A 26,818-nucleotide genomic window follows, 5' to 3' on the forward strand; every position below is an offset into this window, starting at 1 on the left:
CGGCTCCCACCAGGCATCGGGTACCGGCTCCTACCAGGCATTCGCCAGTTCCGGCTATGCCTTATGCCGCGTTCGAGCGTCTGCGCAGTACGGCCAGTGGTTGGGCCCAGGTGGCGCCGGGGCGGCGCTTGCTGGTGACCAGCGTCAGTTCCGAGGGCTGGAACACGTTGACGTTGTGGGTCGCCGGTGTGGTCAGGATGTACTGCGCACGGGTGCTCTTGAGGAAGGCGCCGACCTTGTCGATGTTGAAGATGTCGAGGTGGGCGAAGGGCTCGTCGATGAAGACGAAGCCGCCGGGGCGATCCTCGTCGCGCATCAGGGCCACCAGCAGCAACAGCGATTTCATGACCTGCTGGCCGCCGGAGGCTTCACCATCGTCCATGCCGATCCAGCCCTTCTTGTCGAATTCGAACCGCACATGTAATGCGGCCGAGGCGAGGGCGAGGTCGTCGTTGCTCAACTCCGGCAGATCGACATCCACGCCGATGCCGGCCAGTTCGGCCAGTACCTTGAGGTTCTTCGCGTAGCGGCGGACGGTGTTGCGCAGCACCTGGATGTACGCGCCGCGCGCTTCGTGGGTGGTTCGCGACGCGCGCTCCAGATGCACGCGGCGCTTTTCCAGGTCCTGCTTCAGGCCTTCGTGGTCGGCCCAGAATTTTTCGCGTAGGGCGAGGACGCTCGCATCCTGCTCCCAATGACCTTCCTCGAGGCGGCGCTCGATGCGGTCGATTTCCCGGCGCACGGCGGAGGGGGATTCATAACGCTCGCGGAGCGCCGCCATGGCGCTGCGCGTGCGATGGACAAGGGCGACGTGGGCACGTTTCAGCCGGAACGCCTTCAGCCGGTCGACCTGCTCGCCACGCAACTGATGATGCTGGCGCACGGCGTCGGCGAGTTGGTTCTGGATCGAGCGCTGTTCGCGCGCGGCATTGTCGCGCGCGTTGGATGTCTTCAGGCGCTTCTCGCGCACCGCCTCGTAATGGACTTCCGCCGCCGCATGGCTGTCCGCCGTGCGCTGCACGTCTTCGCGCAGGCGTGCCTGCTGCTCGCGTGCTTCCGCGAACTCGTCGGCGCGATCGGCGAGCTGGCTGCTGGCGCTGGCGCCGCGCAATACGGCTTCGGCATCGCTCGCACGGGCGAGGGTGTCCTTGCGTTCCGTGGCGATGTCGCGCAGGCGGTCCTCGATCTCGCGCAGCCTGGCTTCGCCGTCCCTCAGTTGGCGCTCGCGTGCGCCGGAGCCGAAGTACATGTCGTCGACACCAAGGTGGCGTCCGCCCCGGCGTTCGCGGAAGTAACCCTGTGGTGTGATCCAGTCCTGGTCCTTGCCGACGCGTGCCCCGTCCGCGACATCCTCCACGCGGCGGATGCGATCGAGGTTGCGCAACAACCAATCGGGCGCGGCGGCCGAGAACTCGACCACCTCCAGCAACGACCCGCGCGTGGCGGCGCTGGCCGGCGTACGGTCGGCCACGACGAAATGCTTGTAGCGATGTTGCTCGCCCAGCTTCCATGCCTTCTCGCGATCACGCGGGTCGTCCAGCAGGACGACATGGCGATACCCCGCGAGCACGGCCTCCACGGCCGGTTGCCAGCGCGGTTCGACGATCTCGACAATCTCGCTGAGCATGCTGTGACGGATGCCGGCCTCGTCGAGCGCGCGGCGGAACGACGCTTCGAAATCCGGTGTGTAGCGCCTGCCGCTACGCCAGGCGGAAAGCTGCGTCGTCAGGGTCGCGAGGTCCTGGCGCAAGCGGGTCTCCTCCGCTTGCAGCGCGTTGACGCGGGCCCGCGCGTCCCGTGCGACGTCGGCGAGCCGTTCGTGATCGGCACCGCCCTGGGCGGCGACCATGTCGCGCAGCCGCGTCTCCTGCTTGATCAGCAGGTCGTTCTGGGCGAGTTCCGCGCGAGCCGCATCGAGGCTCTTCTGGGTTTGCTGGCGTGCGAGGTCGGCCTCGTGCTGTTCCGCACGCAATGCTTCACCGGTGGCGTCGAATTCACCCAGTTGACGGGTCAGTTCCATGTCACGCCGCTCGAGTTCCGCGACGCGGCGTTTCACGCCGGTGAGCTGTGGGCGCGCACCACGAATACCCGCGTTCAACTCGGCCAGTTCCGTGCGCGGCAGGATGTCGGCGACGAGTTCGATGCGTTCGCTCTTGAGCGCATTCCATTCCTGGTACGAGCGCGCCCGTGCCTCGGCTTCCTGCAAGCTCACGCCGATGAGCGAGAGCTGGTGCTCCAGCCCGTGCTGCTCGCGATCCGCCTCGGCCTGCTCGTTACGCGCGCGCTGGTAGTCGTCGAGCACGGCCTTGTCGCCGAACACGTCGAAGACGAGGTCGAGCAGCGCCTTGGGCGGAAGTTGGCAGAGCTTGTCCGTCGCGCCTTGCTCCAGGGTGAGCACGCGACGGATCGCCTGCGACAGCCCGGCGCCTTCCAGGCGCACGCGGTACTCGCGCAGGCCGAGGAAATCGCCGCGCGCCTCGATCTCTTCCACGCTCACGTCGCCGCCTAGCACGGCGTACTGGCGCGTCCACTCGCCGCCTTTCTTCTGGATGCGGCAGGCGAGGGTCACCTCGCGGTCCATCAGCGGAAAGAACGGGCGCTCGCCGTTCGGGCCTGGCGTGTTGCCCACGCGGGCGCGCAGCCACGCGAAAGGCTTGCCGTTGTGGCGCAGGTAGCTCTTGTAGTCGCGGTTGCCGGCGCAGTCGATGGTGAGCAGGGTGCGCAAGGCATCGAGCAAGGTCGTCTTGCCGGAGCCGTTGGGGCCGACCACGGTCACGATGTTGGTATCGAGCGGCAGGCTGAAACGCTGCCAGTAGTCCCAATGCACCACTTCGAGGCTGCGGAAATCAAACATCGATGTTCTCCCCGGCGGGACGCGAGGCGGCATCCGCGAGCAGGTCGCCGAGCGCGCCATCGAGGATTCGGCGTGCCGTGCGTTCGTAGTCGAAGGCGAGGTCGAGCAGCGGACCCTCCGCCACCTCGCCCTTGCGGCGCACGATGAAGCCGAGGCGGTTCAGCGTGCCCAGGTTGAAGCCCACGCGCGTCTTGCCGCCGAGCTTGTTGCCGAAATCGGCGAGCAGGGTGCGTTCGGCGATCACGGGGGAGATGGCCGGATCGCGCGGTATGGGTTTGTCCTCGGCGAACATCTGGCTTTGCGAAGCGGCCGCTTCCGCATCCTGCCGCTCGACCTGGCGCTGCCGCTTCGGCAGCACGATCAGCGCCCAGATGACGACCAGCAGGGCCACGCCATCGCGGTCGAGTTGCAAGGTGTTCGATATCCAGCTGTCGCTGCCGCCGAAGACGGTGCGCTCGCTCTTTCGCGCCACGGCGAGGCCGATGTAGGCGGCATAGGGATGTTCGCGCAATTCGAGGCCGACAGCTTCCAGGCGGCGGTCGAGTTCCTCACGGAAACCTTCGTCGAGCAGCGCCTTGCGTGCCTGCGCGTCGTCGCGCGGCAACCAGCGTTGGGCGAGCAGCCGGGTGATCAGGCTGGCGGTATCGTCATGCATCATGGGTGTCCTTCGCGGCGTCGCGCGGACGCAGCCGTCCGGCGCTGACCAGCGCGATCTGGGGCAGGTCGGTCTCGATCAGTCGTGCTTCGATTTCCAGCGCGAGCGGCAGGCGCGCGAGGTCGGCGGTGCCGCCTTCCAGTGCCGCCGACTCGGGGTCGCCCAGCAGGCCAAGCAAGGAGAGGCGATAGGCGGAGAGGGCATAGTCGTCGCCGATCAGGGTGTCTTCGAGTTCGCGCGGTTCGTCGATGGTCGCGAGTTCGGCGCGCCAGTCGTCGAGGAAGCGCAGGTCTTCCTCGTCCATCGGCAGGTCGGCGGTATCGGGCGGTTCTTCCGCGCCTGGCAGCGCGGTGCTCTCGGCCGCGAGCCGTTCGCGTTCCAGCAACTCGAACTCGGCGACGTCGAGCGCGATCTGGTCATGGATGAAGGGGGCGGGCAAGGGCAGCAGGAGCTGGCCGTCCTCGAAGGCGGCCAGCGTGTCGATGTCCTGCGCACGCAGCCAGCCGACGAGGTCCGACGAGGACAGGCCGGTACGGCCCAGGTGCACGCGGTGCTGGTCGATCTTGTTGAGTTCGCGCTGGAACGTGCCGGCCTGGCGCAACAAGGCGCTCTGCGCACGGCCGACGGCCTGGGCCAGGCGATGCGCGGCGGGCTCCAGGTCGTCTTTCTCCGTGATCCCGGCGACCACCTCGGTGCCTTTCTCCACCCATGTCCAGACCGAATCGAGGCGTTCGGCGGCCTGACGGATACGGTGTTCGGACCCGGACAGCACCGCGCGGTCGAAGTCCTCTTTCAGTTCGGTCAGGCGCGACAGCAGGTGGCCGAGTTCGTCGACCGACACGCGCCCCATGGCCTGCCCCGCGGCGAGTTGCGCCGTGAGGTAGCCGAGGCCGTCATCGTCGTCGTTCTCGAACTCGAGCATCGCCGCGAGCGCGCCAAGCGCCTTGCGGCCCAGCGGGCCCACCCGGTAGCGCTGGGTCTCGCTGTCGTAGACCAGCAGGTCGTGGTCCTTCAGCCGCTGGACCACCGTCTCGAGTTTCACCGGGTCGACGAAAGCCAGGTGGTCGCGGATCTCCTGCGGCGTCCATTCCGTCGCATGCGAGCGGCCACCCAGCGTGCGCAACACCAGAAGGCGCAGCAGCACCTGTGCCTCGCTGCCGTGGAACAACGTGGAGAACGTGCGCAGCAGGCCGCGCCCCCGCAACAACGGGAACACGGAAGGAAGGTCCTCGACGACGATGCCGTCGCGGAAAAGATCCTGCAGGCGTTCGTCGTGGACGGTGGTATCGACCGGACCGTTCAAGGTCAGCGGCGGTCGACGCCGACGAAGCGGAGGAACTCGCCCCGCGTGCGGGGATCTTCGCGGAAGCTGCCGAGCATCTGGCTGGTGATCATCGATACGCCGCGTTTGTGCACGCCACGGGTGGTCATGCATTCGTGGCTGGCGTCGATCACCACGCCGACACCGCGCGGGCGCAGGGTGTCTTCGATGCAGTGCGCGATCTGCGCGGTGAGCTTTTCCTGCACCTGGAAGCGACGGGCGAAACCGTCGACCACGCGGGCGAGCTTGCTGATGCCGACGACACGATCGGTGGGAACGTAACCCACGTGCGCGCGGCCGATGATCGGGGCCATGTGGTGCTCGCAATGGCTTTCGAACTCGATGTCGCGAAGGACGATCATCTCGTCGTACCCGGCCACTTCCTCGAAGGTGCGGCGCAGGTAGTCGGCCGGGTCTTCGTCGTAGCCCTTGAACCAGTCCGAATAGGCCTTGACCACGCGCTTGGGCGTATCGAGCAGGCCCTCGCGGTTCGGATCCTCGCCCGCCCACAGCAACAGCGTGCGCACGGCCTCCTCGGCCTGTTCACGGCTGACCGGGCGGTACTTGGCGTCGTCGCTCATCGGGACGGATTCCTTGGTGAAAGCAAAGGGGCCATTGTAGTGGGAGCCGGCTCTGCCGGCGATCCCGCGGCAGCGGGCCAGGTCGAGGCAAGCACCCATCGCCGGCATAGCCGGCTCCCACAAGGGGCCAGGCTTCCACAAGGGGCAGGGGCGAGGCAGGCACCCATCGCCGACGAGGTCGGCTCCCACCTGGCTATCAGTCTTCGGAGGGTGGGGTGGGGGCCGCTTCGCCCTCGGCGTCGGTATCGTCCAGGCCCGGCGCCAGTTCGAGCAGGACTTGCGACTCGTCCGCGCCCAGCGATTCCACCCCGCGCAGCTTGCGCTCGATGGCGCGGGTGCGGATGCCCGCGCTGTCGATGCTGTTGCGTACCGTGTCCAGCTGTTTCCGGGTCTTCTCCAGCACCGTGGCGAACTTGCCGAACTCGTTCTTCACCGCCGCCAGCACGTGCCAGACCTCGGACGAGCGTTTCTCGATCGCCAGTGTCCGGAAGCCCATCTGCAGGCTGTTGAGCAGGGCGGTAAGCGTCGTGGGGCCCGCCACGGTGACGCGGCATTCGCGCTGCAACTGCTCGGAAAGCCCGGGGCGGCGGATCACCTCTGCATAGAGGCCTTCGGTGGGCAGGAAGAGGATCGCGAAATCGGTGGTGTGCGGCGGCGCGATGTACTTGCTGCGAATGCGCTTGGCTTCTTCGCGCACGCGCAATTCCAGCGCCTTGCCGGCGAGCAGCGCGCCTTCGGCATCGGCCGCGTCCTGCGCGTCGAGCAGGCGCTGGTAATCCTCCACGGGGTATTTCGCGTCGATCGGCAGCCAGACCGGCGTGCCTTCCTCGGTGCCGGGCAGGCGGATGGCGTACTCGACGCGTTCACTCGATCCGGGCACCGTGGCCACGTTGGACGCGTACTGTTCCGCCACGAGGATCTGTTCGAGCAACGCGCCCAGTTGCACTTCGCCGAACGTGCCACGGGTCTTCACGTTGGTCAGCACGCGTTTCAGGTCGCCCACGCCGGCGGCGAGCGCCTGCATTTCGCCGAGCCCGCGTTGCACGGCTTCCAGCCTCTCCGACACCAGCTGGAACGACTGGCCCAGCCGTGTCTCCAGGGTGGACTGGAGTTTCTCGTCCACGGTGGCGCGCATCTGCTCCAGCTTGGCGGCGTTGTCCTGCTGGATCGCGGCAAGTCGCGTTTCCAGGGTGGCGCGGATATCGCCAAGGCGCTTTTCGTTCTCGGCGGTGAGCGCGGCGAAACGCTGGTCGATCGATTCGCCGAAATGTTTCAACGTGAGGGCGGATTCCTCGCGGGTCTTGCGCGAATCGTCGGCCAATCCCTGGCGCAGCGATTGCAGGCCGATGTCGGTACGCTCGGTGAGCTGGTCCAGGCGGCGGCCGAAACCCTCGATGCGCTCATGCTGGCGTTCGGCGGCGATCTGCAGTTGTTCCTGCACGTGCCCGCGGAATTGTCCGAAGCTCTCGCCCAGTTCGCCGCGGCCCGCGCGCTGTTCTTCGCGGATGACACCTTCCAGCCGGCGGTTGTCCTCACGCAGCGCGTCGAGGCGAAGCGCGCTGCCATCGTCCTGCCCGCCACGGGAAAGCAGGGCGATCAGCAGGCCCAGGCAGGCCAGGGCGACGGCCAGCAGGGCGATCAGGAGGATGGTTTCGAGCGTCATGGAGCGAGAGGGTACCTGTGTTGGTGGCTCCTGGCGAAGCCGTCGCCGCCGAAGCGGCTCCCACAGGAGGCGTCGTCAGACTGGGGGATGGGCGTCTCAGAGCTCGCGATTGCCGACGATGACGACATCGGCCGGGCGCCTGGCGAACAATCCGACCGTGACCACGCCGACGACCTGGTTGAGATCGGCTTCCAGTTCCACCGGATTGGCGATCCGCCAGCCGTGCACGTCGATGATCCAGTTGCCGTTGTCGGTCACCACGCCGTCGCGCCACACCGGGTTGCCCCCTCGGGCGACGATCTCGCGTGCCACGTGGCTGCGCGCCATGGGGATCACTTCGATCGGCAGCGGGAACTTGCCGAGCACGTCGACCAGCTTGCTCGCATCCACGATGCAGACAAAGGTATCCGACGCGGCGGCCACGATCTTTTCGCGGGTGAGGGCGGCGCCGCCGCCCTTGATCAGGCGCTTGTGCGGATCGCATTCGTCCGCGCCATCGACGTAGAGGTCGAGCCGGCCCGCCGCGTTGAGGTCGATCACGTCGATGCCGAGCTTGCGCAGGCGTGCGCTGGAGGCTTCCGAACTGGATACGGCGGCCTTGATGCGGTCGCGGTACTGCGAGAGTTCGTCGATGAAGAAATTCACCGTGGAGCCGGTACCCACGCCGATGACGCCGTCCTTGAAACCACCATTGCCGACGTAGCGGAACGCGGCGGTTTCGGCGGCTAGACGCTTCTCGTTGTCCTGGCTCATGACTTTTCCAGCTTCAGGATGAAGTCCCAATCGCTCTTTGCCACGGGCATCACCGACAGGCGGTTGCCCTTGCGCACGAGCGGCATGTCGGCGAGTTCGTCGTACCCCTTCAGTTCCTCCAGCGAGATCGTGCGCGCGAGCTTGCGCTCGAACTTCACGTCGATCAGCACCCAACGAGGTTCCTCGCGCGTGCTCTTCTCGTCGTAGTACTTCGACCTGGGGTTGAACTGGCTCTCGTCCGGATAGGCGGGCGAGGCCACCGTGGCGATCCCGGCGATGCCGGGATCGTCCGTGTTGGAATGGTAGAAGAAAACCTTGTCGCCGACCTTCATGCCGTCGCGCATGAAATTGCGCGCCTGGTAGTTGCGCACGCCATCCCAGGGTTCGATGCCTTTGCGCTTGAGGTCGTCGATCGAGAAGGTGTCCGGCTCGGACTTCATGAGCCAGTATTTCATGCGTCGACGCCCGTGCAGTCAATCAGTTCCTTGTCGGTCGCGATGTAGTCGAGCGAGATGTCCCACTCGGCGGTCTCGATCGCGTCCAGTTCCTGGAAATCGTAGCCGACGCCGACGAGCAACGGCCGTGCCGGACGGGGTTGTCCGCGGAGGAACTCGAAGCTCCGGTCGTAATAGCCACCGCCGAAGCCGAGGCGATTGCCGCGCCGGTCGAAGCCCAGCAACGGCACCAGTACGAGGTCAAGCTTGCTCGCCTCGATGATGCGTTCGGCGGCCTTCGGCTCGGGAATGCCCATTTCGTTGGCCTCGACGTCCTCGCCGGTGGTCCAGGGCGCGAACGTGAGCCGGCGCTTGCCACCCGACTTGGTGACGATGGGCAGGTAGAAGGTCTGGCCGCGCTCCGCCATGGGCGCGATGGCGAGGTTGAGCGGCAGCTCGCCACCCGTGGCCCAGTAGCCGGCCACGTGTTCGTCGGTGAGGAATTCGGGCAACTGCTCCAGGGACTGGCGCAGTCCCTGTGCCGCGGCGACACGCTCCGCCGGCTTCAGCTGGCGGCGGCGCTGCACGAGGTCGGCTCGCAGTTCACGTCTCTCGGGTAGCTTTGACATGGGTCGTTCAGCCGAACGGCACAGGCAAGGTTGCCGTCGAGCCGCCCCCTCCGGTGCCGCGGAGGGGACGCTGACCGGTCAGAAACCGGCCGGCCGGGGAAATAAGGAGGCGTTCTCCGCGATGCCGCTGCGCACCAAACGACCTTGATCCAAAGGATCAGGTGGGAGGGCTACGCAACTTCGAGGCTTTCCGTACGAGGCGGACATGCACAACAGTCGCGAAAAGCCGACCCGGGGTCGTATGTAGGAACAAGGCAAATGTAAAGTGCGCTGGCGAACACCGCAGGGAACGCCCGGCGCTATTTTACCGATGCGTCGAGCAGACCATCAAGCTTTCTTCGCAGGGAAGCCAATCCGTCGGTCAGCACCTGTTCCTGCGAGTCGTGCTCCTTGCGCAGCGTGAGGAGCTCGTGAGCGATGCTCACGGCCGCCAGTACGGCGATCCGGTCGAAACCGGGAACCTTCGCGTTCGATTTCAGCTCGCGCATCTTGCCGTCGAGGAACTGGGCGGCGGCGATCAGCCCGGGGCGCTCTTCCGGAGCGCAGGCGATATGGAACTCGCGGTCGAGCAGGCGCAGGGATACCGGTTCGCTGGCGGTGGCATTCATAGGAGGTATCAGCCCGTGTTCTCGAGCGCCTTCAGGCGCTGGATCATCGCTTCCACACGGCTACGCGCCTGTTCGTTGCGCGCCATCAGCCCTGCACGTTCGTTCGCCAGCTGTTCCTGGCTGTGCCGCAGGCTGCGGTTTTCCTCGGTCAGCCGGCGGACGGTATCGACGAGCCGGTCGAGCGTCGCGCTCAGGGCTTCCAGTTCGGTCTTGAAGGCATCCGGGTTCGTCATGCGCGGACTATATAACAGGATGTCGGGCCTTGTCGGCAGCCCGTGAAGGCGAAGGCGCCAGCGGCGTGAAGTCGCCTGCATTAGACTTCGGTTTCGCGTATCCAGGAGTAGCCGTCATGTCGGCCAACCAGACCGTCGATCCGGAAGAGATCGCCGAGCTCATCGCCCGCTGCAAGCTGTCCGTGTCGGTCAGCGAATTCCATGGTGCCCTGGTGGGTTACCTCAGCGCCGGTGGCCACTTTCCGCATGGCTCCGTGCTGGAGGCACTGCAACTCGAGCCCGACCCGGCACCGAGCGACAAGGAAATGGCCATGCTTACCCGCCTTCGGCATCAGACCGAGGAATGGCTGGCCGACCCCGAATTGACCTTCTCGCCCTGGCTGCCCGACGACGACGCGCCCATCCCGGAACGCGCCGAGGGCCTCAGCGAGTGGGTCGAGGGTTTCCTCGGTGGCTTCGGCCTGGGCGGTTCGGTGGAGGTCAACCGGGGCATGAGCGACGATGCGAAGGAAGTCCTGCAGGACATGGCCGGCATCGCAACGGCCGATTTCGAGTTCGATCCGGATGACGACATCAATGACGAGAGCCTGATCGAACTCGAGGAATTCGTCCGCGCCGGCGCCATGCTGTTGCACGCCGAGCTGAGCCGCGTGTCCCGACCGGCCAACGACACCCTGCATTGATCGCCGCGGCCGAGTACGCCCGGCGCCGCCGGGAGCTGATGCGCATGGCCGGCGGGGACGCGGTACTGATCCTCGCCGCCGCCCCGGAGCGCATGCGCAACGCCGACGCGCCCTGGCCGTACCGGCAGGATTCCGATTTCCACTACCTCACCGGTTTCGACGAGCCGGAGGCCGTACTGGCCTTGCTCCCCGGGCGCGCCCACGGTGAAACCGTGCTGTTCTGCCGCGAGCGCGACGCCGACCGCGAACGCTGGGACGGCGAGCGCATGGGCACCGACCGCGCCGCGCGCGAACTGCGCCTGGACGATGCCTTCCCGATCGACGATATCGACGACATCCTCCCGGGCATGATCGAGGGCCGGGCGCGCGTGTACTGCCATTTCGGCCAGGAACCCGATTTCGACGCCCGCCTGCTCGGTTGGATGCGCCGCTTGCGCACGGCACGGGGAGGTGGCGTCGTACCCAAGGACCTGGTGGCCCTGGGGCATTTGCTGCACGACCTGCGCCTGTTCAAGTCACGTGACGAACTGGCCCTCATGCGCCGTTCCGGCGAGGTGGCCGGTGCGGCCCACCTCGCCGCGATGGCCATCGCCCGGCCCGGCGTGGCCGAGTACGAGGTGGAGGGCGAGATCCTCCGCACCATCCGCGGCCGTGGCGCGGTGCCCGCCTTCCCACCCACCGTGGCTGGCGGTGCCAACGCCTGCATCATGCATTACCAGGCGAACCGCGCCATCCTGAAGAACGGCGACCTGCTCCTGGTCGACGCGGGGGCGGAAGTGGATTGCTACGCTTCCGACATCACCCGCACCTTTCCGGTCGGCGGGCGGTTCAACAAGGAACAGCGCGCGCTTTACGACATCGTGCTCCAGGCCCAGTTGGCGGCGATCGACGCGGTCCGGCCCGGCCGTTCGTTCGGCGATGCCCACGACGCCGCCGTTCGCGTCATCGCGGAAGGCCTCTGCGCGGTGGGCATCCTCCGCGGCGGCGCCGACCGGATCATCGCCGAAGGCAGCTACAAGGCCTATTTCCCCAGCAAGACGGGCCACTGGCTCGGCCTCGACGTCCACGACGTGGGCGACTACCGCATCGACGGCGAACCACGCGTCCTCGAAGAAGGCATGGTCGTCACGGTGGAGCCGGGGATCTACGTTCCCCTGGACGATAAGCGCGTCGACGAGCGCTGGCGCGGCATCGGTATCCGCATCGAAGACGACGTGGTGGTGACGAAGGGCGCTCCGGAGGTGATGACGGCGATGGTTCCCAAGTCCCCCGAGGCCCTGGAGCACTGAGCAGGCCTTGTGGAACCCGGCAGACTTTGTCGGAGCCGGCAAACCCTGTGGGAATCGGCGGACCTTTTAGAAATCAGCAGAACGTGTGGGAGCCGCTTCAGCGGCGATCCGCGGCAGCGGGCAAGGTTGAGTCAAGCCCCATCGCCGACAGGGTCGGCTCCCACCAGGAGCCGCCTTTTCTTCCTGATGAGAGAGACCCTGCCTGGCCCAGTGGGAGCCGACCCTGTCGGCGATGCCCTGCCTCAAGTCCCCTCGCGCTTCGACATCGGCTCACGCGCACGGCTCGCCTCGTCGTCCGAGTGCACCTCGAACCACACCGCGTTGAGGATGCCGAAGGTGCAGGCCAACCCCAGGCCGAGAATCCAGGCGAAATACCACATGGCGTTGCTCCTTCAGTACAGGTCGTGCGACTTGCGCACGTGTTCGAGGGTGACGCGGCCGCGCATCACGCGATAGACCCAGCCCGTGTAGAGCAGGATGATCGGAATGAACACCACGGTGACGCCGAGCATGATGAGCAACGTGCCGCGACTGGACGAGGCATCCCACACGGTAAGGCTCGACGCGGGATCCAGCGACGACGGCATCAGGAAAGGGAACAGCGCGAGCCCCGCCGAAAGGATCGTGCCGGCAACGGCGAGGCAGCTGGAGAAGAAGCCGCCGAAGCCGCGTCGGCCGACGTACAGCTGCACGCCGAGCGCACCGGCGAAGGCGAGTACCGGCGCGGCCCAGAACGCGGGATGGGTCATGTACCCGGTGAACCACGACGCGCCTACCGCCACCTGCTTCGCCAGCGGATTGGACAGCCCGCCCGCCACCACCGGTCCGGAGATCGCGTACCCGGGAATGCCGTAGGCGAGCCACACGCCGGCCAGCACGAAGAGGACGAGATAAACGAGCGAGGCGATGCGCGCGATCTTCGCCGCACGTTCCGCGATGACGTGGTCGGCCTTCATCGCCGCCCAGCTCGCACCGTGCGCCAGCAGCATGCTGAGGCTGACCAGCCCGGAAAGCAGCGCGAACGGACGGAAGAGGCCGAAGAACCCGCCTTCCCACGACATGCGCAGGTCGCCGTCGTAGCGGAAGGGCAGCCCCAGGAAGAGGTTGCCGAAGGCCACGCCGCACACCAGCATCACGATGACGCCGGAGGCGATCAGGCTGTAGTCCCATACGGCCTTCCAGCGTGGATCGGGCATCTTCTCGCGGAAGTTGAAGCCGACCGGCCGGATGATGAAGGCCACGAGCAGCACGAACATGGCGACATACAGGCCGGAGAACGATGCCGCGTACAGCAGCGGCCACGCGGCGAATACCGCGCCACCACCCAGGATGAACCATACCTGGTTGCCTTCCCAGGTGGGCTCGATGGTTTCCAGTAGCACGGTGCGCTCGTGCTCGTCCTTGCCGAGCACGCGCAACAGTGCCGCCACGCCGAAGTCGAAGCCGTCCATGATCGCGAAACCGATCAGGAGGACGCCGATGAGCGCCCACCAGATGATACGCAGGGTGTCGTAGTCGAACATGAGGTTCTCCTTCAGGCCGTCTGCGCGGTAACGGGGAGGGTGTCCGCTTGCTTCGGCCACATGCCGAGACCGTCGGGGCCCTTGCGGGCGAACTTCACCATCAGGTAGCCATCGATGATGGCGAGGGCGGTATAGAAGAGCACGAAGCCGCCGAGCGAGATCCAGACCTGCCCCGCGGTGAGTGACGAAGCTCCCAGTGCCGTCGGCAGCACGCCTTCGATCGCCCACGGCTGGCGGCCATATTCCGCGACGATCCAGCCCAGCTCCGCGGCGACCCATGGCAGCGGAAGGCTCCACAACGCGGCGCGGAGGAAGCCACGTCCGTCGAGGCGGCGCTTGCTGGCACGCCAGAACGCATAGGCGAACAACGCGATGAAGTAGAGCCCGCAGGCCACCATGATGCGGAACGACCAGAACAGCACGGGGACGTTCGGGATCGTGCTGTCGGCGGCCTTCTGGATATCGGCCGGGGTGGCCTTTCGCGGATCGTCGATGAAGCGCTTGAGCAGCAGGGCGTAACCCATGTCCTTGTCATGCGCGGCGAGGATCGCCCGGGCCTGCGCATCGTCCTTGTTCTCGCGCAGGACGAGCATCGCATCGTACGCCTTGATGCCGTCGGCGATGCGCAGCTTCGCATCGTCCACCAGGCTTGCGATGCCGATGATCGGTTCGTCCAGGGACCGCGTACCCATCAGGCCCATCACCCAGGGAATACGGATGGCCGCATGCGTTTCGTGGGTCTTGACGTCGGGCAGGCCGAACAGCGTGAAGGAGGCCGGCGCGGGCTCCGTCTCCCACATGGCCTCGATGGCCGCCATCTTCATCTTCTGGTTTTCGGACACGGTGTATCCGGACTCGTCGCCGAGCACCACCACCGACAAGGATGCGGCGAGGCCGAAGCTCGCGGCGACCGTCATCGAGCGCTTGGCGAACTCGATGTTGCGCCCGCGCAGCAGGTACCAGGCGCTGATCGAGAGCACGAACATCGCGCCCATCGTGTAGCCGGCGCTCACGGTATGGACGAACTTGGACTGCGCCACGGGGTTGAAGATCACTTCACTGAACGAGGTGACTTCCATGCGCATCGTCTGCGCGTTGAACGCCGCGCCGACGGGGTTTTGCATCCAGGCGTTGGCGATGAGGATCCACAACGCCGAGAGGCTGGTGGCGAGCGCGAGGAACCAGGTCACCAGCATGTGCTTGACGGGCGAGATGCGATCCCAGCCGAAGAAGAACAGGCCGACCAGGGTGCCTTCGAGGAAGAAGGCCATCATGCCTTCGATCGCCAGCGGCGCGCCGAAGATATCGCCCACGTAGTGCGAGTAGTACGCCCAGTTGGTGCCGAACTGGAATTCCATGGTGACGCCCGTGGCGACGCCCATGGCGAAATTGATGCCGAACAGCACGCCCCAGAACTGGGTCATGCGCTTCCATATCTCGCGCCGCGTCATCACGTACACGCTTTCCATGATGGCGAGCATGAAGGCCAGGCCGAGCGTGAGGGGAACGAAGAGGAAGTGGTAGAGCGCCGTCAATGCGAATTGCAGGCGTGACAGGCCGACGACATCGGGGTCGACGATCATGGCTTGATTCCCTGGGTGGAGGCGGAAGCGGGCGCGAGCACCCGGCCGATACCGGCGGGCGAGACGTCCGCGCGGGGCAAGGGCCGGATGGCCACGTACCAGATGAGCATGAGCACGGCGAGCTTGGCGACGACGATCACGGAAAGCTCGAAGACGAGCTTTCGCAGTGGCTTGTCACGCCATCGGCGGCGCCTGGGTGGACTGTCGACAACCATCGGTGCGACTCCCTCGTTCCTGCGAACATCTGCACGGCATCGTAAGCCGGGCATGCCCCGCGCGGCCGGTGGCCGATTGTCGCAACCGGCTGACCGCGTATCCTTCCACTTCCCCCTTTTGCCGCAGCATATCCCTCCATGGCCGAGAGTAAAGTGCGTTACGCCTCAGTGGACGTGCTGCGCGGAATGACCGTGGCGGCCATGCTGCTGGTCAACGATCCCGGCGACTGGGGCCATGTCTGGTGGCCGCTGGAACACGCCGCATGGAATGGCTGTACGCCGACCGATCTCGTTTTTCCGTTGTTTCTTTTCATCGTGGGGACGTCGGTGTCGCTGGCCATCGTGCCCCGGATCGAGGCCGGTGCCGCGAAGGCGCTTATTCGGCAGGCGGCCATGCGCCGAGCGCTGCGCATCGTCGGGCTGGGCTTGCTGCTGAACCTCGTGGCCTGGCTTGCGATCCCCGAGGCACACCTTCGCCTTCCGGGCGTGCTGCAGCGGATCGGGATCTGCTTCGCGGCGGCGGCCCTGCTCGCGGTGCACACGCGGCCACGCACGCGCGATGTCCTGTTCGTCGCTCTTCTTGCCGTTTATGGGGTGGTGCTGCTGGCCGGCGGCATGGCGCCGTGGACGAACCTCGCCAGCCGGCTGGACTCGACGGTGTTCGGGGCATTCGTCTATGCGACGGATCCGGCCACCGGCCGTGGGCACGACCCGGAAGGACTCCTGGCGACGCTGCCGTCCGTGGCGACGACCTTGCTCGGCATGCGTGCGGGTGCCTGGTTACGCGCGGGCGATACAAGGAAGCTGGCAGCGGCGGCGGTCGCGTGCCTTGTCCTGGGATGGCTGGCGCAGGGGCTGTGGCCGTTCAACAAGAACCTGTGGACGCCAAGCTACGTTCTGTGGACGGGTGGTTGGTCGTTCGCGTTGCTGGCGGTCGTCCACGAACTGGTCGATCGCCGCGGCTGGCGCCTGCCCGGCCGTGCCTTCGGCCTCAACGCGATCGCCGCGTATGCCGGCTCGGGCCTGATGGTGTACCTGCTGATCGCGTTGGGCATGGCGGCCCCGTTGTACCGCCATGCCTTCGCGTCGTGGATGACGCCCTTGTTCGGGCCGTATGTGCCGTCGGCCGCCTGGGGTGTCGTCTTCGTCACCGTGTGGTGGCTGGTGGTGCGCTGGATGGATCGGCGCGGGATCTACCTGAAGGTCTGAAGCACGAACGCGTCCCTGGTCAGGTTCTCCGGCGCATCCGCCGTGCAGACCACGTCGTCTTCGATCCGGATGCCGCCGTACTTGCGGAACGCCTCCACCTTCACCCAGTCGATATCCGCCGCGAACGGCTTGTTCTTGAGTTCGGCCAGCAGCATGTCGATGAAGTAGAGGCCGGGCTCGATCGTCACCACCATGCCGGGCTCGAGTTTCCGGGTGAGGCGCAGGTACGGATGCCCCTCCGGCTTGGCGATCGTTCCGCCGGTCTCGGATGCCTGGAATCCCGCCACGTCGTGCACTTGCAAGCCGATGCCATGGCCGAGGCCGTGGGGGAAGAACGCGGCCGAGACTCCCGATTCGACGGCGCTTTCCGCGCTCATGCGGATGAAGCCGTGCTCGCGCAGCACGCCGGCCAGCACGTGATGGGCGTGCACATGCAGCTCCGGATAGCTCTGGCCCGCACGCACCTTGGCCACGAACGATTGCTCGGCGGCATCCACCGAGTCGATCAGGGCCTGGAATTCGCTCGCGTGCGCACCCGCGTACGTGCGCGTGATGTCGCTGGCGTAACCCGCGGCGCTGGCGCCTGCGTCGATCAGGAAGGCGCGGCTTTCGGCCGGCGCCTTGCGGTCGAAGTTCGTGTAGTGCAGCACCGCGCCGTGCTCGTTGAGGCCGACGATGCTGGCGTAGGGCAGTTCGGCATCGATCTGGCCCACGGCGGTGAGGTAGGCGAGGTGGATGCCCAGTTCGCTTTCGCCGTCACGGAAGGCTCGCTCGGCGGCGCGGTGGCCGCGCGTGCCGCGCCGGCTGGCTTCGCGCATCAGCTCGAGTTCGTACGGCGTCTTGTACGCACGGTGGTAGTGCAGGTGGTCGATCACCGCGGCCGGGTTGTTCGCGCACACGTCCTGCAGGTTGCAGAACTGGTCGCCGATGATGGCGCAACGCGAGAGGGCGGCCGGAAGCTCGGCGATGGCGTCCGCGGGCTTGCGCACCACGACGATGTCGAAATGATCGACCCAGTAGCCGGAGGGTGCCTCGGGCACGACGTGCCAGTAATCGCGTGGCTGGAGGAACACGAGTTTCGGCTTCTCGCCGGGCGTGTAGACCAGCCAGCTTCCGGGGGCGTCGGTCAGCGGCAGCCAGTGCTTGAAATGGGGGTTGGTGACGAACGGGTAATCCTGGTCGTCCAGGAATTTGGTGATCGGGCGGCCGGCCGGTACCACCAGGTGGTCGAAACCGCCGCGCGCAAGCGCGGTATCGGTGCGCTCGCGCAAGGTGGCGAGGTGCTGCGGATAAAGCGCGGCCAGCGCATCGTTCATCGGGAGTCTCCGGGGGCGTGGGGCAAACCGCAATGGTGCGCCTCCGCCGGCCCATCGCCAACCCCGGAACGCCATTCAGGCCTTGGCGAACACCACGGTGTAGTCGCCGGCGATATCGCCCAGGCGCTGTCGCAACGCGGTGGCGGCATGTTCGTCGCCGTCGCGGGTGAGGCCCTTGAGGTGCGCGCCGTACAAGGTGATGGCGAAGTGGCCCACGGCGAAATCGTTGGCGGGCGACCGCCACAGGTGCAGGGGCGTCCATGTGGCGCAGGAAGGACAGGCCACATAGGCGGAATCGGGCGCGTCGCACCATACCGCGAGTGCTTCCTCCAGGGCTTCGCTGCCCTCGTCGCCGGGGGCCAGTGTCTCCCGGCATTCGGGACAGCGGATGACGAAGCCGCCGTCGTAGCGGCAGAAGATCCCGTTCTCGCGGCCGCCGTCCACCATCCGCGCGCCGCCGTTGCCGTCCTCGCACCAGCGGTGTCCGCTGGCATGCAGGCCGATGGCCCGGATCCCGGTGTCGGCCACGAGCCGCTCGTCGAGCACGCGGAACCGCGTTTCCTCGTCGCCGGTGGGCAGGGGTGAAATGGTGCCGTCCCCGACGAGGTGCAGGTACAGGCTGGTCGCGGCCGCCGCGGCGTCGTCTCGCTCGAGGTCGGTGTCGACCAGGATGGTGGTGGCATCGCTCATGAGAAGCGATGGTGGTCCTCCATGTGGGGCGTCGTAAAGCATGGGAGAGCCTTCCGTTCAGTCCGCGGGTGGTCCGATCCATTCGTCGATGGCGCGCACGTCGTCTTCACTCGCCGCGACGATACGGTATCCGGCCCAGTACTGTCCCGCAGACGCGGCCGGTTCGTGCCACTGCTCCTGGATGCCGATTTCGACCCTGTGTTCGCGATGTTGGGCATCGGGAAGGGTGAAGACCACCTGTTGCACCACGCCACTGCGCGGCGCATGGCCGACGAGCAGCATCAGGCCGGTGGCCGAGAGGTTGCCGAGCTGACCGACCACGCCTTCGCTCATGACGTCGATCACCGGCATCGGCGAGCTGGCCCGCTTGCGCGGCGCGCGGCGTTGTTCGAATCCGGATTTCATGCGCGGCCCGCCTGGCGTGTATCGCCTGCGCCTTCGCGGCGGAGGTTGCGTGCCACCGCCTGCCATGCGCGGTCGACGATGGACATCTTCTGTTCCTTCCATTCGCGCGCGTCACCCTTGGCGATCAGCCGGGCGAGGCGGGTGAGATCCATGTCCTCGCCGCGGCCACCGCGCTGGTTCACGAACAGGCAGCGGCCGGTGGTCGGGGAGAACCACGCGAGCTTGCGCAAGGCGATGCCGCCGTCGGCCTGGACGAACTCGAACCAGGTGCCGAAACGCAGGCTGGCGAGGCCGTCGTACACGGCGCGCGCGGCCGGATCGAGCGGGGTCGGCCGCACGGGGCCCGCGGGCTCGCCGTGCGCGGTGCCTTCGCCCAGGCGTGGACGCTGCTTGAGCCGCACGGCGACATCCGTGGGTGTCAGGCTATCGTCGCCATGCCGCGCGGGGCCATCGAACAGGCCGGCCGCGACCTGGGCGGCTTCAGAGGGATGCATGCCCAGGTGCTCCAGCCCGCGCTCCACGTCCTGGCGCAGCTTGCGCGCGTCGGGAATGGGCCGCCGGCCGAGCAACTGGTCGGTGACGCCCAGGCAATAGAGGAAGGCCTCGCCGTTCTCGCCGCCTCGCAGGATATGCAGGGCGAGCACGTCGGCCCATGTGCGTTCGAGCAGGATGCGCAGTACGCCCCGCGGTGCGGCGCCGCGGACCATGCGTTCGGCCATGATGTCGGTGGCGCGCTGGCGTGCCCGTTCCAGCCGGTCGCGTCCTTCCATGGCTTCGATCTGGCGTCGCTCGGCGACATGCGCCTTGCGCGACAACAGGGCGATCTGTTGCTCGATGTCGGCCCGCCATGCGGGGTCGATCACCTGGGCGTGGCTGGCTTCCACGACCAGTCGTTCGAGGCGGTGGACCAGGGCCGCGTCCGGTTCGCCTTCGGCCGGGTCGAGCCAGTGGTGCGCCGCCTCGCTCACGGTATCGAGCAACTGGCGCGCGGGGTGCTCGGGCTGGTCGAAGAAACCGCGATCGTTCACCGCCGCGCGCAACATGGGCCACTGCAGGCCGCCGAGGACGGCGTGACCGGGGCTTGCCGCGCCGAGCTGCTGGCCCAGGCTCTGGAACAGGCGCGCGGTGAGTTCGACGGTGTCGCCTTGCTCGAGGGTGAGTTCGGCGGGCGGTGAACCGGCCGGACGCGCGCGGTTCAACTGATGGATCAATTCGTCGCGCAGCGCCTGCGCGCTGCGGATCTCGCGTTGCGCCGCGTCGGTGACGTCGACGACATGGCCCTGCAGGGCGAGCAGGGCGGTCTGCAACTCGTCGTCCGACGCCAGCCGGCCCGGTGCGAAACCCGCGCCGCGTCCGGTTTCCATGCGCCGGGCGAGCAGGCTGCGCAGGCCCTCCAGTACACCGATATGGCCTTCGACGAGCGTGGCGGCGCCCGCATCGGGCGGCGGGCCGCCGGCGCCTGGCTCGGTGGCGTTCGCGCGGCGGTCGGTGGCGGGCGCCGGGCTGACACGCACGTTCGGGTAGACGCGGAAGCCCGGCAAGATGCCGCGCGTGCGGAAATGTTCGTTGAGTGCGCCGTAGAAGGCCTCGCCGTGGCCGAGCACGCGCGCATCCACCGCGTGGAACAGGAGCAGCCTGTGCGCGATCGACAAGGGCATCGGCATGACAGCGTCCTTCAGCGCGGCGATGAGCGCTCGTGGACCGGCGGGCAGGGCCTCGCCCTCCAATGGAGGCGTGCCGGCCAATACCGCGAGCCGGTAGCCGAGTTCGAACAGGCTGCTGGCGCTGCGCGCTTCGCCGCGCGCCGCCATGCTCGCCAGCGCGTCGGCCTGTTCCTGCTCCTCGGGATCGACCAGGCTGAGCGTCAGGTGTTCGCCCGCGGTGGAAGCCTTCTGTTCGCCCATGTCGCCGAGCCGGCGGAAGCGCTCGGACAGATGGGCGGCGAACCGGTTCCTGAAGCCCGGGCCATCGCGTTCGACGATAGTCCGGCTTTCGAAGCAGGCCTGTTGTTCGAGATGGTTGCGGCTGCTTTCCGCGGCGGCGAACAGGCGCTGGTCGAAATCGCGCAGCGAGTCGCGCAAGGGCATGTCCAGCCAGGTCAGGCACAGCGAAAGCCCCTGCTGCGCTTCGCGTTCCGCACGCGGCGACAGGGCGACGGGATGCGGTCCCGTCCGGCCGTACGGCGGTTGCGTACCTGCAGTCATTCGAGAGGTCCTCCCCGACCTTGCCTGCGAGTTTAGGAGTCCATCCCATGCAGGCGCCAGCGCATCGACGGCCCGCTTATGGCTTAGGGCGATTGGACTAGGCCGCGGGGCGGTCAGGCCATGAACGCTTCGATCACGTCGTTCAGAAAGCGCTGGCCCAGGGCGGTCGTCCTCAGTGTCGCGTCATCGTGGACCAGCCAGCCCTTCGCCACGCAGGTCGCCAGGGCGGGGGCTATGACGGCCTGCGACAGGCCGGTTCGCTCGGCGAAATCCGCCATCGGAACCCCGTCGATCAGCCGCAACGCGTTGAGCATGTATTCGAACGGCAGGTCGTCGAGGGCGACGAGGTTATCGCCGCCGATGCTGGCGGGCTGGCCGGCGCTGGCGAGGTAGGCCGCGGGCAGCCGGGTTTTCCAGCGACGGCGCACGCCGTTCGCGTCGGTGATCTTCCCGTGCGCGCCGGCGCCGATGCCCAGGTAATCGCCGAAACGCCAGTAGTTCAGGTTGTGCGCGCAGCGCCGCCCCGGCAGGGCATATGCCGACACCTCGTATTGCCCGTATCCCGCTTCACCGAGCCGGGCCTCGCAAGCTTCCTGGATCGCCCACGCGGCGTCGTCGTCGGGCAGTGGCGGCGGGTTGGCGGCGAACGCGGTGTTCGGTTCCAGGGTGAGCTGGTAGTGAGAGACATGCGTCGGCCCCAGCGCGACGGCGCGATCGACGTCGTCGATCGCACCGTCCAGGGTCTGTTCGGGCAGGGCGTACATCAAGTCGATGTTGATGTTGCCGATGCCGGCATCCTGCGCCTGGCGGACCGCGTCGGCCGCTTCACCGGCCGAGTGGATACGGCCCAGGCGGCGCAGCTTGTCGTTGTCGAAGCTTTGCACGCCGAACGAGATGCGATTCACGCCGGCCGCGAGGTAACCGTCGAAGCGCCCGTGTTCCACGGTGCCCGGATTGGTTTCCAGGGTGACCTCCGCTTCGGACGCGAATGGCAGGCGTTCGCGTGCGCCATCGAGGAAACGGCCGACCAGTTCCGGAGCGAACAGGCTGGGCGTGCCGCCGCCGAAAAACACGGTGGCGATGCGGCGTCCGTCGAGGGCCGTGCCGAAATCGCGCAGGTCCGCGTCGAGGTCGGCCAGGAGGGCATCCACATAATCCGCATAGGCGGGCGTGCCGCGTACACCATGCGAGTTGAAGTCGCAGTACGGGCATTTGCGCACGCACCACGGCATGTGCACGTACAGCGAGAGCGGCGGTGGGATCAGGTTCATGCCAGTTCGGCGAAACGCGCCTTGAGCAACGCCAGGGCCTGGCCGCGGTGGCTCAGGCGGTTCTTCCGCGCCGGCTCCAGTTCCGCGGCCGAAACGTCGTGGCCATCGGGGAGGAACAGAGGGTCGTAGCCGAATCCACCTTCGCCGCGCGGCGCTTCAAGGATGCGCCCATGCCAACGGCCCTCGGCGATCAACGGCGCGGGATCGTCCGCATGGCGCAGCAGCACGAGCACGGCGATGAAATAGGCGCTGCGCCGTTCCGACGGCACGCCGCCGAGTTCGCGCAGGAGCTTCGCGTTGTTCGCGGCGCTGTCGCCATGGGTTCCCGCGTAGCGCGCGGCATAGAGCCCCGGCGCGCCATTCAACGCGTCGACGCAGATGCCGGAGTCGTCGGCCAGCGCGGGCAGGCCGGTGGCGCGGGCCGCGTGGCGTGCCTTGATGAGGGCATTCTCGACAAAGGTGAGGCCGGTCTCGTCGGCATCGTCGACCCCGAGCGACGTCTGCGCCACGAGTTCCACGTCGCTGCCGGCCAGCAACTGTTCCAGTTCGATCACCTTGCCGGCGTTGCCGGAAGCCAGGACGATGCGCATCGGGTCAGAGCCCTTCGGAGAATTCGGGAGCGTATTCGACGCGGCCGCGGTAACCGGCGAGTCCATCGACCGTCAGTGGCAGCACCTGGAAGGCATTACCGCCTTCGAAGGCGTCGTGCAGGCCATGGCTGGACGCCTTGCTGAAACCGAACGCCGCGTAATAGACCGGCGAGCCGAGCACGAAGATGGCGCGTGCCTCGCGCACGAAGCAGGCGCCGATGCCTTCCTCGATGAGGGCGCGACCCACTCCCTGGCGCTGGTGTTCCGGCAGCACGGCCACCGGGGCGAGGCCGAGGGCCTTTCCGTCGTCGCCTTCCTCCACGGTCACCGGCGAGAACAGCACGTGGCCGAGGATGGCATCGCCTTCGTCCACCGCCACCAGGGAGATCGTGTCGCGGCCGGCCGCCACCAGGCGGCGGACCAGGCCGGCCTCGGCGTCGCGGCCGAAGGCGGCACGGTGCACGGCGAGGATCGTCTCCAGGTCGGTGGCGGTGGCGGCGCGGACCACGGTCACGGGGTGGCCTCGAGGGCGGCGCGCTGCGCGGCGACCAGTTCGTCGATGCCCTTGGCGGCGAGATCCATCAGCACGTTCATTTCCTCGCGGCGGAAGGCATGGCCCTCGGCCGTGCCTTGCACCTCGATGAAGCCACCGCCGTCGTTCATGACGACGTTCATGTCGGTGTCGCAGTTGGAATCCTCGGCATAGTCGAGGTCGAGTACCGGCACGCCGTTGTAGATGCCGACCGATACCGCGGCGATGGCGCCGAGGATGGGATTCCGCTTGATCGCATTGCGCCGGGTCAGCGTCGCCACCGCGTCCACCAGGGCGACGTAGGCCCCGGTGATGGCCGCCGTGCGCGTGCCGCCGTCGGCCTGGATCACGTCGCAATCCAGCGTGATCACGCGCTCGCCGAGGGCGGCGCGATCCACGCAGGCGCGCAGGGAGCGCCCGATCAGGCGCTGGATCTCCATCGTGCGGCCACCCTGGCCGCCCCGGGCGGCTTCACGCTGGGTGCGGTCGGTGGTGGCGCGGGGCAGCATGCCGTACTCGGCGGTGACCCAGCCCTCGCCCTTGCCGCGCAGCCACGGTGGCACGCGCTCCTCGACGGAGGCGGTGCAGAGCACCTTCGTGTCGCCGAAGGACACCAGCACGGAGCCCTCGGCGTGGCGGGTGTAGTGGCGTTCGATGCTGACGGCGCGCAACTGGTCGGCGGTGCGGCCGCTCGGACGGGAAAAGGTCATGTGAGGCCTGATTTGGGCACGGACGGTGGGTCAGTTTACCATTGCCCCCTTTCCTCCACGCGTGAGCGAAGGCAATCCGATGATCCGCAGCATGACCGCGTATGCCTCCGCCGAGGGCGCCGGCCCGTCCGGCACGCTGACCTGCGAACTGCGCACGGTCAACCACCGTTACCTCGAGATCAGCCCGCGCCTGCCCGAGGAGATGCGTGGTTTCGAGAGCGCCGTGCGCGAGCGGATCGCCGCGCGGCTGTCGCGCGGAAAGGTCGACGTCACCGTCCGCCTGCGTTCCGAACCGGGCTCGGGCGAAGGCCTGCGGATCAACGGCTCGGTGTTGTCGCGCCTGTCCGAGCTGGCGCTGGACCTGGAGCAGCGGTTCCCGCGCATGCATGTCGAGTTCACCGAGTTGCTTCGCTTCCCCGGCGTATTGCAGCAACCGGAAACCGATGCGGACGCGTTGCAGGGCGCGCTCCTCGACGTGCTCGACCGTGCGCTCGCCGTCCTCGGCGATACCCGCGGCCGCGAAGGCGCCAAGCTGGGCGACATGCTGCGCGAACGCCTGGACGCCGTCGACAGGATCGTCGGAGATGTGCGCGGGTGGATTCCGGAGATCCGCGCGGCCTTGCGCGCCCGCCTCGAAACCCGCCTCGCCGATATCCGCCAGCCGGTCGAACCGGGCCGCCTGGAGCAGGAACTGGTCCTGCAGATCACCCGCATCGACGTGGACGAAGAACTCGACCGCCTCGCCACGCACATCTCCGAAGCCCGCCGCGTGCTGGCCCTGAAGGAGCCGGTGGGACGCCGGCTCGATTTCCTCATGCAGGAATTCAACCGTGAGGCGAACACGCTGGGGTCGAAGTCGGTGGATTCGCGCACGACCAACGCCGCCGTGGAGCTCAAGGTGTTGATCGAGCAGATGCGCGAGCAGGTTCAGAATATCGAGTAGGGTCCGATCGGTTCCGGCTTGTCCGGCGGGCTGACGGGCCTCAGTGCTTCAGTAGGCAATGCGCGCTGGCTTGCTGGATGGCATCGTCCTCGCGGAACCCACGGGCGATGTTCCTGCCTTCGAGTCGCGAGGTCATGCGCCGCCCCATCGTCGACCACGCGGGAAGCAAGGCCGCGATGCGGTTCGGGATGTCGGGATTCCAGGTTTCCACACCGTCCAGGGACCATTGAATGGTCGGGGTGGCTTGCATGCGGCTTTGCATCGACAGCGTTTTTCCGCTGGAAAGAACGATGCTTACGCGATAAGTCGGATAGTCGTCGGTCCAGCCGCCTTCGAAGTAATCCGCCGCCGCGGCGATGCGTTTGCCGGCGTCCATGAACTGCCTGGCGAACGCCCCCTCCGACTCCGCGCACCGATTGAGATAGAGCGATGCAAAGGCGGAGGCTTCATTCTCCTTCGCCCAATCGTCGTTCGCGACCACGCCAAGCGCGCTGTCGCGTGATATCGGGCGGGCGCGCCATAGATCGCGCAATGCATTCACCTGTTTCAGCGTGCGCCGACCGGTGATCTTCGCGCGGTCCGAACTCGTCCCGTCGCCACTGTCGTCGTACGTGCTCTGCGACGCATCCGCGTCGCCGTTGAGGACGTAGCCCGTCGGGCCCTTGGTCAGCGTGTATGTCTCACCCGCGCCGGCGCCTAGCGTGGCCCAGCTGAAGTCGATGGTGACCTTGTCGACCTCCGCCGCATCCATTTGTCGCGCGAAGGCGGTGGCCGCCTCCTTCCCGTCGCGTCCAGAAGAGGCCGGCACGACATCGCTGATGACGACGGCGTGCGCGGCGACGGCAATTCCCCATGCGACGGCCGCTGCCGCCATGCGTGTCCTGAGTCGCATCTCGTCCCCCCTTGTTGAGGAATGCATCCTACCCGATCGCCAGGCCGCACGAATTCGTTACGGCCCAGTGATAAAGTGGCGGTCCTTTCGACAAAGGATTCCCGCCGCCATGAACAGCCAGCCGTCGTATCCCATCGGTAACCACGGGCAGCCGTGGGGTGCCGTGGAAATCGCCGACTGGCGTTCGCGACAGGTGAAGCGGCGCAGCTATGCCACCGATGTCCTGCAGGCGCTGGAGCCCCTGCGCGAACGCTTCGACATCACGGAATACGGCGCGCTCGACTACGCAGGAGAGCATTACCCCCTGATGGCCGTCCGTAGCCGTGACTGGCGCGAGGATCTGCCGCTCATGCTCGTGACGGGTGGCGTGCACGGTTACGAGACCAGCGGCGTGCACGGCGCATTGCAGTTCCTGCGCGACCACGCTCAGGACTATGCAGGACGGGCGAACCTGCTGGTGGTGCCCTGCGTCAGTCCCTGGGCCTATGAACGCATTCATCGCTGGAACCCCGATGCGATCGATCCCAACCGGAATTTCCGCGAGGGAAGCCCGTCGGGCGAGGCGGCGGCCCTGGTGAACCTGTTGGCACCCTTGCGCGGACGCGTCCTCATGCACATCGACCTGCACGAGACGACCGACTCCGACGAATCCGAATTCCGTCCCGCCCTCGCCGCACGTGATGGCAAGGACTTCGAGCCGGGCGAGATTCCCGATGGCTTCTACCTCGTGGACGATACGGAGAACCCCCAGCCCGCTTTCCAGCAGGCGGTGATCGAAGCGGTGGCCAAGGTCACCCATATCGCGCCCGCCGATGCGCGCGGCGAGATCATCGGCTCACCTCAGGTGGCACCGGGTGTCATCGAATATGCCTTGAAGGCATTGGGCTTGTGCGCGGGCATCACCGGCGCACGCTACACGACCACCACCGAGGTGTATCCGGACAGCCAGCGGGCCACGCCGCAGCAGTGCAACGACGCGCAGGTGGCGGCGGTGCGCGCGGCGATCGACTACGCGCTGGCACACGGCTGACG

At 67.2% G+C, this 26,818-nt stretch carries 28 protein-coding genes and 1 other RNA gene; 5 read left to right on the top strand and 24 right to left on the bottom strand.

Annotated elements, in window-relative coordinates:
- Positions 1-61 precede the first annotated feature (61 nt).
- The 11 genes from ACR9Y6_RS17495 to ACR9Y6_RS17545 form a co-directional block, all read right to left on the bottom strand.
- Positions 62-2,854, bottom strand: coding sequence for an AAA family ATPase (locus tag ACR9Y6_RS17495; protein WP_481282441.1), 2,793 nt, complete (start codon positions 2,852-2,854; stop codon positions 62-64).
- Complete coding sequence (locus ACR9Y6_RS17500; RefSeq protein WP_481282442.1) at positions 2,847-3,512, bottom strand: hypothetical protein; 666 nt, start codon at positions 3,510-3,512, stop codon at positions 2,847-2,849. The genes ACR9Y6_RS17495 and ACR9Y6_RS17500 overlap by 8 nt, the downstream gene beginning before the upstream one ends.
- Positions 3,502-4,812, bottom strand: coding sequence for a hypothetical protein (locus ACR9Y6_RS17505; RefSeq protein WP_481282443.1), 1,311 nt, complete (start codon positions 4,810-4,812; stop codon positions 3,502-3,504). Before ACR9Y6_RS17505 ends, ACR9Y6_RS17500 begins: the two co-directional genes overlap by 11 nt.
- Before the next feature lie 2 nt (positions 4,813-4,814).
- Positions 4,815-5,411 carry a GTP cyclohydrolase I FolE gene (folE, locus tag ACR9Y6_RS17510; protein ID WP_481282444.1) on the bottom strand — a complete coding sequence of 199 codons (597 nt, stop codon included), beginning with the start codon at positions 5,409-5,411 and terminating at the stop codon, positions 4,815-4,817.
- A 196-nt stretch (positions 5,412-5,607) separates the two neighbouring features.
- The gene (locus tag ACR9Y6_RS17515) at positions 5,608-7,074 is read right to left on the bottom strand and encodes a DNA recombination protein RmuC (RefSeq protein ID WP_481282445.1); all 1,467 of its coding nucleotides are present in this window, start codon (positions 7,072-7,074) and stop codon (positions 5,608-5,610) included.
- Between the two features lie 96 nt (positions 7,075-7,170).
- Complete coding sequence (gene rpiA / locus ACR9Y6_RS17520; RefSeq protein ID WP_481282446.1) at positions 7,171-7,827, bottom strand: ribose-5-phosphate isomerase RpiA; 657 nt, start codon at positions 7,825-7,827, stop codon at positions 7,171-7,173.
- Positions 7,824-8,282 (bottom strand): EVE domain-containing protein, encoded by a 459-nt coding sequence (locus ACR9Y6_RS17525; RefSeq protein ID WP_481282447.1) that lies wholly within the window; start codon positions 8,280-8,282, stop codon positions 7,824-7,826. The genes rpiA and ACR9Y6_RS17525 overlap by 4 nt, the downstream gene beginning before the upstream one ends.
- Positions 8,279-8,890 (bottom strand): 5-formyltetrahydrofolate cyclo-ligase, encoded by a 612-nt coding sequence (locus ACR9Y6_RS17530; RefSeq protein ID WP_481282448.1) that lies wholly within the window; start codon positions 8,888-8,890, stop codon positions 8,279-8,281. The genes ACR9Y6_RS17525 and ACR9Y6_RS17530 overlap by 4 nt, the downstream gene beginning before the upstream one ends.
- A gap of 109 nt (positions 8,891-8,999) precedes the next feature.
- A non-coding RNA gene (ssrS, locus tag ACR9Y6_RS17535) (6S RNA) lies at positions 9,000-9,182 on the bottom strand.
- A gap of 7 nt (positions 9,183-9,189) precedes the next feature.
- Positions 9,190-9,498 (bottom strand): cell division protein ZapA, encoded by a 309-nt coding sequence (locus ACR9Y6_RS17540; protein ID WP_167031288.1) that lies wholly within the window; start codon positions 9,496-9,498, stop codon positions 9,190-9,192.
- 8 nt (positions 9,499-9,506) lie between these two features.
- A complete protein-coding gene (locus ACR9Y6_RS17545) occupies positions 9,507-9,731 on the bottom strand; it encodes a TIGR02449 family protein (protein WP_036116258.1) in 225 nt (74 codons plus the stop codon).
- Positions 9,732-9,847: 116 nt separating this feature from the next.
- Between ACR9Y6_RS17545 and ACR9Y6_RS17550 the strand changes: the two genes are divergently transcribed.
- Together ACR9Y6_RS17550 and ACR9Y6_RS17555 are read left to right on the top strand one after the other, a co-directional pair.
- Positions 9,848-10,414, top strand: coding sequence for a UPF0149 family protein (locus tag ACR9Y6_RS17550; protein ID WP_481282449.1), 567 nt, complete (start codon positions 9,848-9,850; stop codon positions 10,412-10,414).
- The gene (locus tag ACR9Y6_RS17555; protein ID WP_481282450.1) at positions 10,411-11,703 is read left to right on the top strand and encodes an aminopeptidase P N-terminal domain-containing protein; all 1,293 of its coding nucleotides are present in this window, start codon (positions 10,411-10,413) and stop codon (positions 11,701-11,703) included. Before ACR9Y6_RS17550 ends, ACR9Y6_RS17555 begins: the two co-directional genes overlap by 4 nt.
- Positions 11,704-11,945: 242 nt before the next feature.
- Here the strand turns inward: ACR9Y6_RS17555 and cydX are convergent, their stop codons facing one another.
- From cydX to cydP, 4 genes are read right to left on the bottom strand one after another with little or no spacing between them, the layout of a single operon-like run.
- Entirely contained in the window at positions 11,946-12,083 is a 138-nt protein-coding gene (cydX, locus tag ACR9Y6_RS17560) for a cytochrome bd-I oxidase subunit CydX (protein WP_481282451.1), read from the bottom strand.
- 12 nt (positions 12,084-12,095) lie between these two features.
- Complete coding sequence (gene cydB / locus ACR9Y6_RS17565) at positions 12,096-13,226, bottom strand: cytochrome d ubiquinol oxidase subunit II (protein WP_481282452.1); 1,131 nt, start codon at positions 13,224-13,226, stop codon at positions 12,096-12,098.
- Between the two features lie 11 nt (positions 13,227-13,237).
- The gene (locus ACR9Y6_RS17570; protein ID WP_481282752.1) at positions 13,238-14,806 is read right to left on the bottom strand and encodes a cytochrome ubiquinol oxidase subunit I; all 1,569 of its coding nucleotides are present in this window, start codon (positions 14,804-14,806) and stop codon (positions 13,238-13,240) included.
- A complete protein-coding gene (gene cydP / locus ACR9Y6_RS17575) occupies positions 14,806-15,024 on the bottom strand; it encodes a cytochrome oxidase putative small subunit CydP (RefSeq protein ID WP_481282453.1) in 219 nt (72 codons plus the stop codon). The genes ACR9Y6_RS17570 and cydP overlap by 1 nt, the downstream gene beginning before the upstream one ends.
- 138 nt (positions 15,025-15,162) lie before the next feature.
- Between cydP and ACR9Y6_RS17580 the strand changes: the two genes are divergently transcribed.
- Entirely contained in the window at positions 15,163-16,233 is a 1,071-nt protein-coding gene (locus tag ACR9Y6_RS17580) for an acyltransferase family protein (protein WP_481282454.1), read from the top strand.
- Here ACR9Y6_RS17580 and pepQ read toward each other — a convergent pair.
- From pepQ to rph, 8 genes are all read right to left on the bottom strand, one after another.
- A complete protein-coding gene (gene pepQ / locus ACR9Y6_RS17585; protein ID WP_481282455.1) occupies positions 16,218-17,549 on the bottom strand; it encodes a Xaa-Pro dipeptidase in 1,332 nt (443 codons plus the stop codon). The two genes, ACR9Y6_RS17580 and pepQ, sit on opposite strands and share 16 nt — an antisense overlap.
- A gap of 75 nt (positions 17,550-17,624) precedes the next feature.
- Positions 17,625-18,239 carry a hypothetical protein gene (locus ACR9Y6_RS17590; protein ID WP_481282456.1) on the bottom strand — a complete coding sequence of 205 codons (615 nt, stop codon included), beginning with the start codon at positions 18,237-18,239 and terminating at the stop codon, positions 17,625-17,627.
- 57 nt (positions 18,240-18,296) lie between these two features.
- Positions 18,297-18,644: a PilZ domain-containing protein gene (locus ACR9Y6_RS17595; RefSeq protein ID WP_481282457.1), complete on the bottom strand. Its 348-nt coding sequence runs from the start codon at positions 18,642-18,644 to the stop codon at positions 18,297-18,299.
- Positions 18,641-20,848 (bottom strand): DUF1631 family protein, encoded by a 2,208-nt coding sequence (locus ACR9Y6_RS17600; RefSeq protein ID WP_481282458.1) that lies wholly within the window; start codon positions 20,846-20,848, stop codon positions 18,641-18,643. The genes ACR9Y6_RS17595 and ACR9Y6_RS17600 overlap by 4 nt, the downstream gene beginning before the upstream one ends.
- A gap of 113 nt (positions 20,849-20,961) precedes the next feature.
- Entirely contained in the window at positions 20,962-22,119 is a 1,158-nt protein-coding gene (hemW, locus tag ACR9Y6_RS17605) for a radical SAM family heme chaperone HemW (RefSeq protein WP_481282459.1), read from the bottom strand.
- Positions 22,116-22,709 carry an RdgB/HAM1 family non-canonical purine NTP pyrophosphatase gene (rdgB, locus tag ACR9Y6_RS17610; protein ID WP_481282460.1) on the bottom strand — a complete coding sequence of 198 codons (594 nt, stop codon included), beginning with the start codon at positions 22,707-22,709 and terminating at the stop codon, positions 22,116-22,118. Before rdgB ends, hemW begins: the two co-directional genes overlap by 4 nt.
- A 4-nt stretch (positions 22,710-22,713) precedes the next feature.
- A complete protein-coding gene (locus tag ACR9Y6_RS17615; RefSeq protein WP_481282461.1) occupies positions 22,714-23,223 on the bottom strand; it encodes a GNAT family N-acetyltransferase in 510 nt (169 codons plus the stop codon).
- On the bottom strand, positions 23,220-23,951 hold the full coding sequence (rph, locus tag ACR9Y6_RS17620; RefSeq protein WP_481282462.1) for a ribonuclease PH: 732 nt from the start codon (positions 23,949-23,951) through the stop codon (positions 23,220-23,222). Before rph ends, ACR9Y6_RS17615 begins: the two co-directional genes overlap by 4 nt.
- Before the next feature lie 79 nt (positions 23,952-24,030).
- On the opposite strand from rph, the gene ACR9Y6_RS17625 reads away from it, so the two are divergent.
- Positions 24,031-24,894 (top strand): YicC/YloC family endoribonuclease, encoded by an 864-nt coding sequence (locus ACR9Y6_RS17625; RefSeq protein WP_481282463.1) that lies wholly within the window; start codon positions 24,031-24,033, stop codon positions 24,892-24,894.
- Positions 24,895-24,934: 40 nt separating this feature from the next.
- On the opposite strand, the gene ACR9Y6_RS17630 is transcribed toward ACR9Y6_RS17625, so the two are convergent.
- Complete coding sequence (locus tag ACR9Y6_RS17630; RefSeq protein ID WP_481282464.1) at positions 24,935-25,768, bottom strand: hypothetical protein; 834 nt, start codon at positions 25,766-25,768, stop codon at positions 24,935-24,937.
- Positions 25,769-25,895: 127 nt separating this feature from the next.
- Here ACR9Y6_RS17630 and ACR9Y6_RS17635 point away from each other — a divergent pair, with 127 nt between their 5' ends.
- Complete coding sequence (locus tag ACR9Y6_RS17635) at positions 25,896-26,816, top strand: M14 family metallopeptidase (protein WP_481282465.1); 921 nt, start codon at positions 25,896-25,898, stop codon at positions 26,814-26,816.
- Positions 26,817-26,818 lie beyond the last annotated feature (2 nt).

The organism is Luteibacter sp. TLI7-4A, assembly GCF_056754745.1.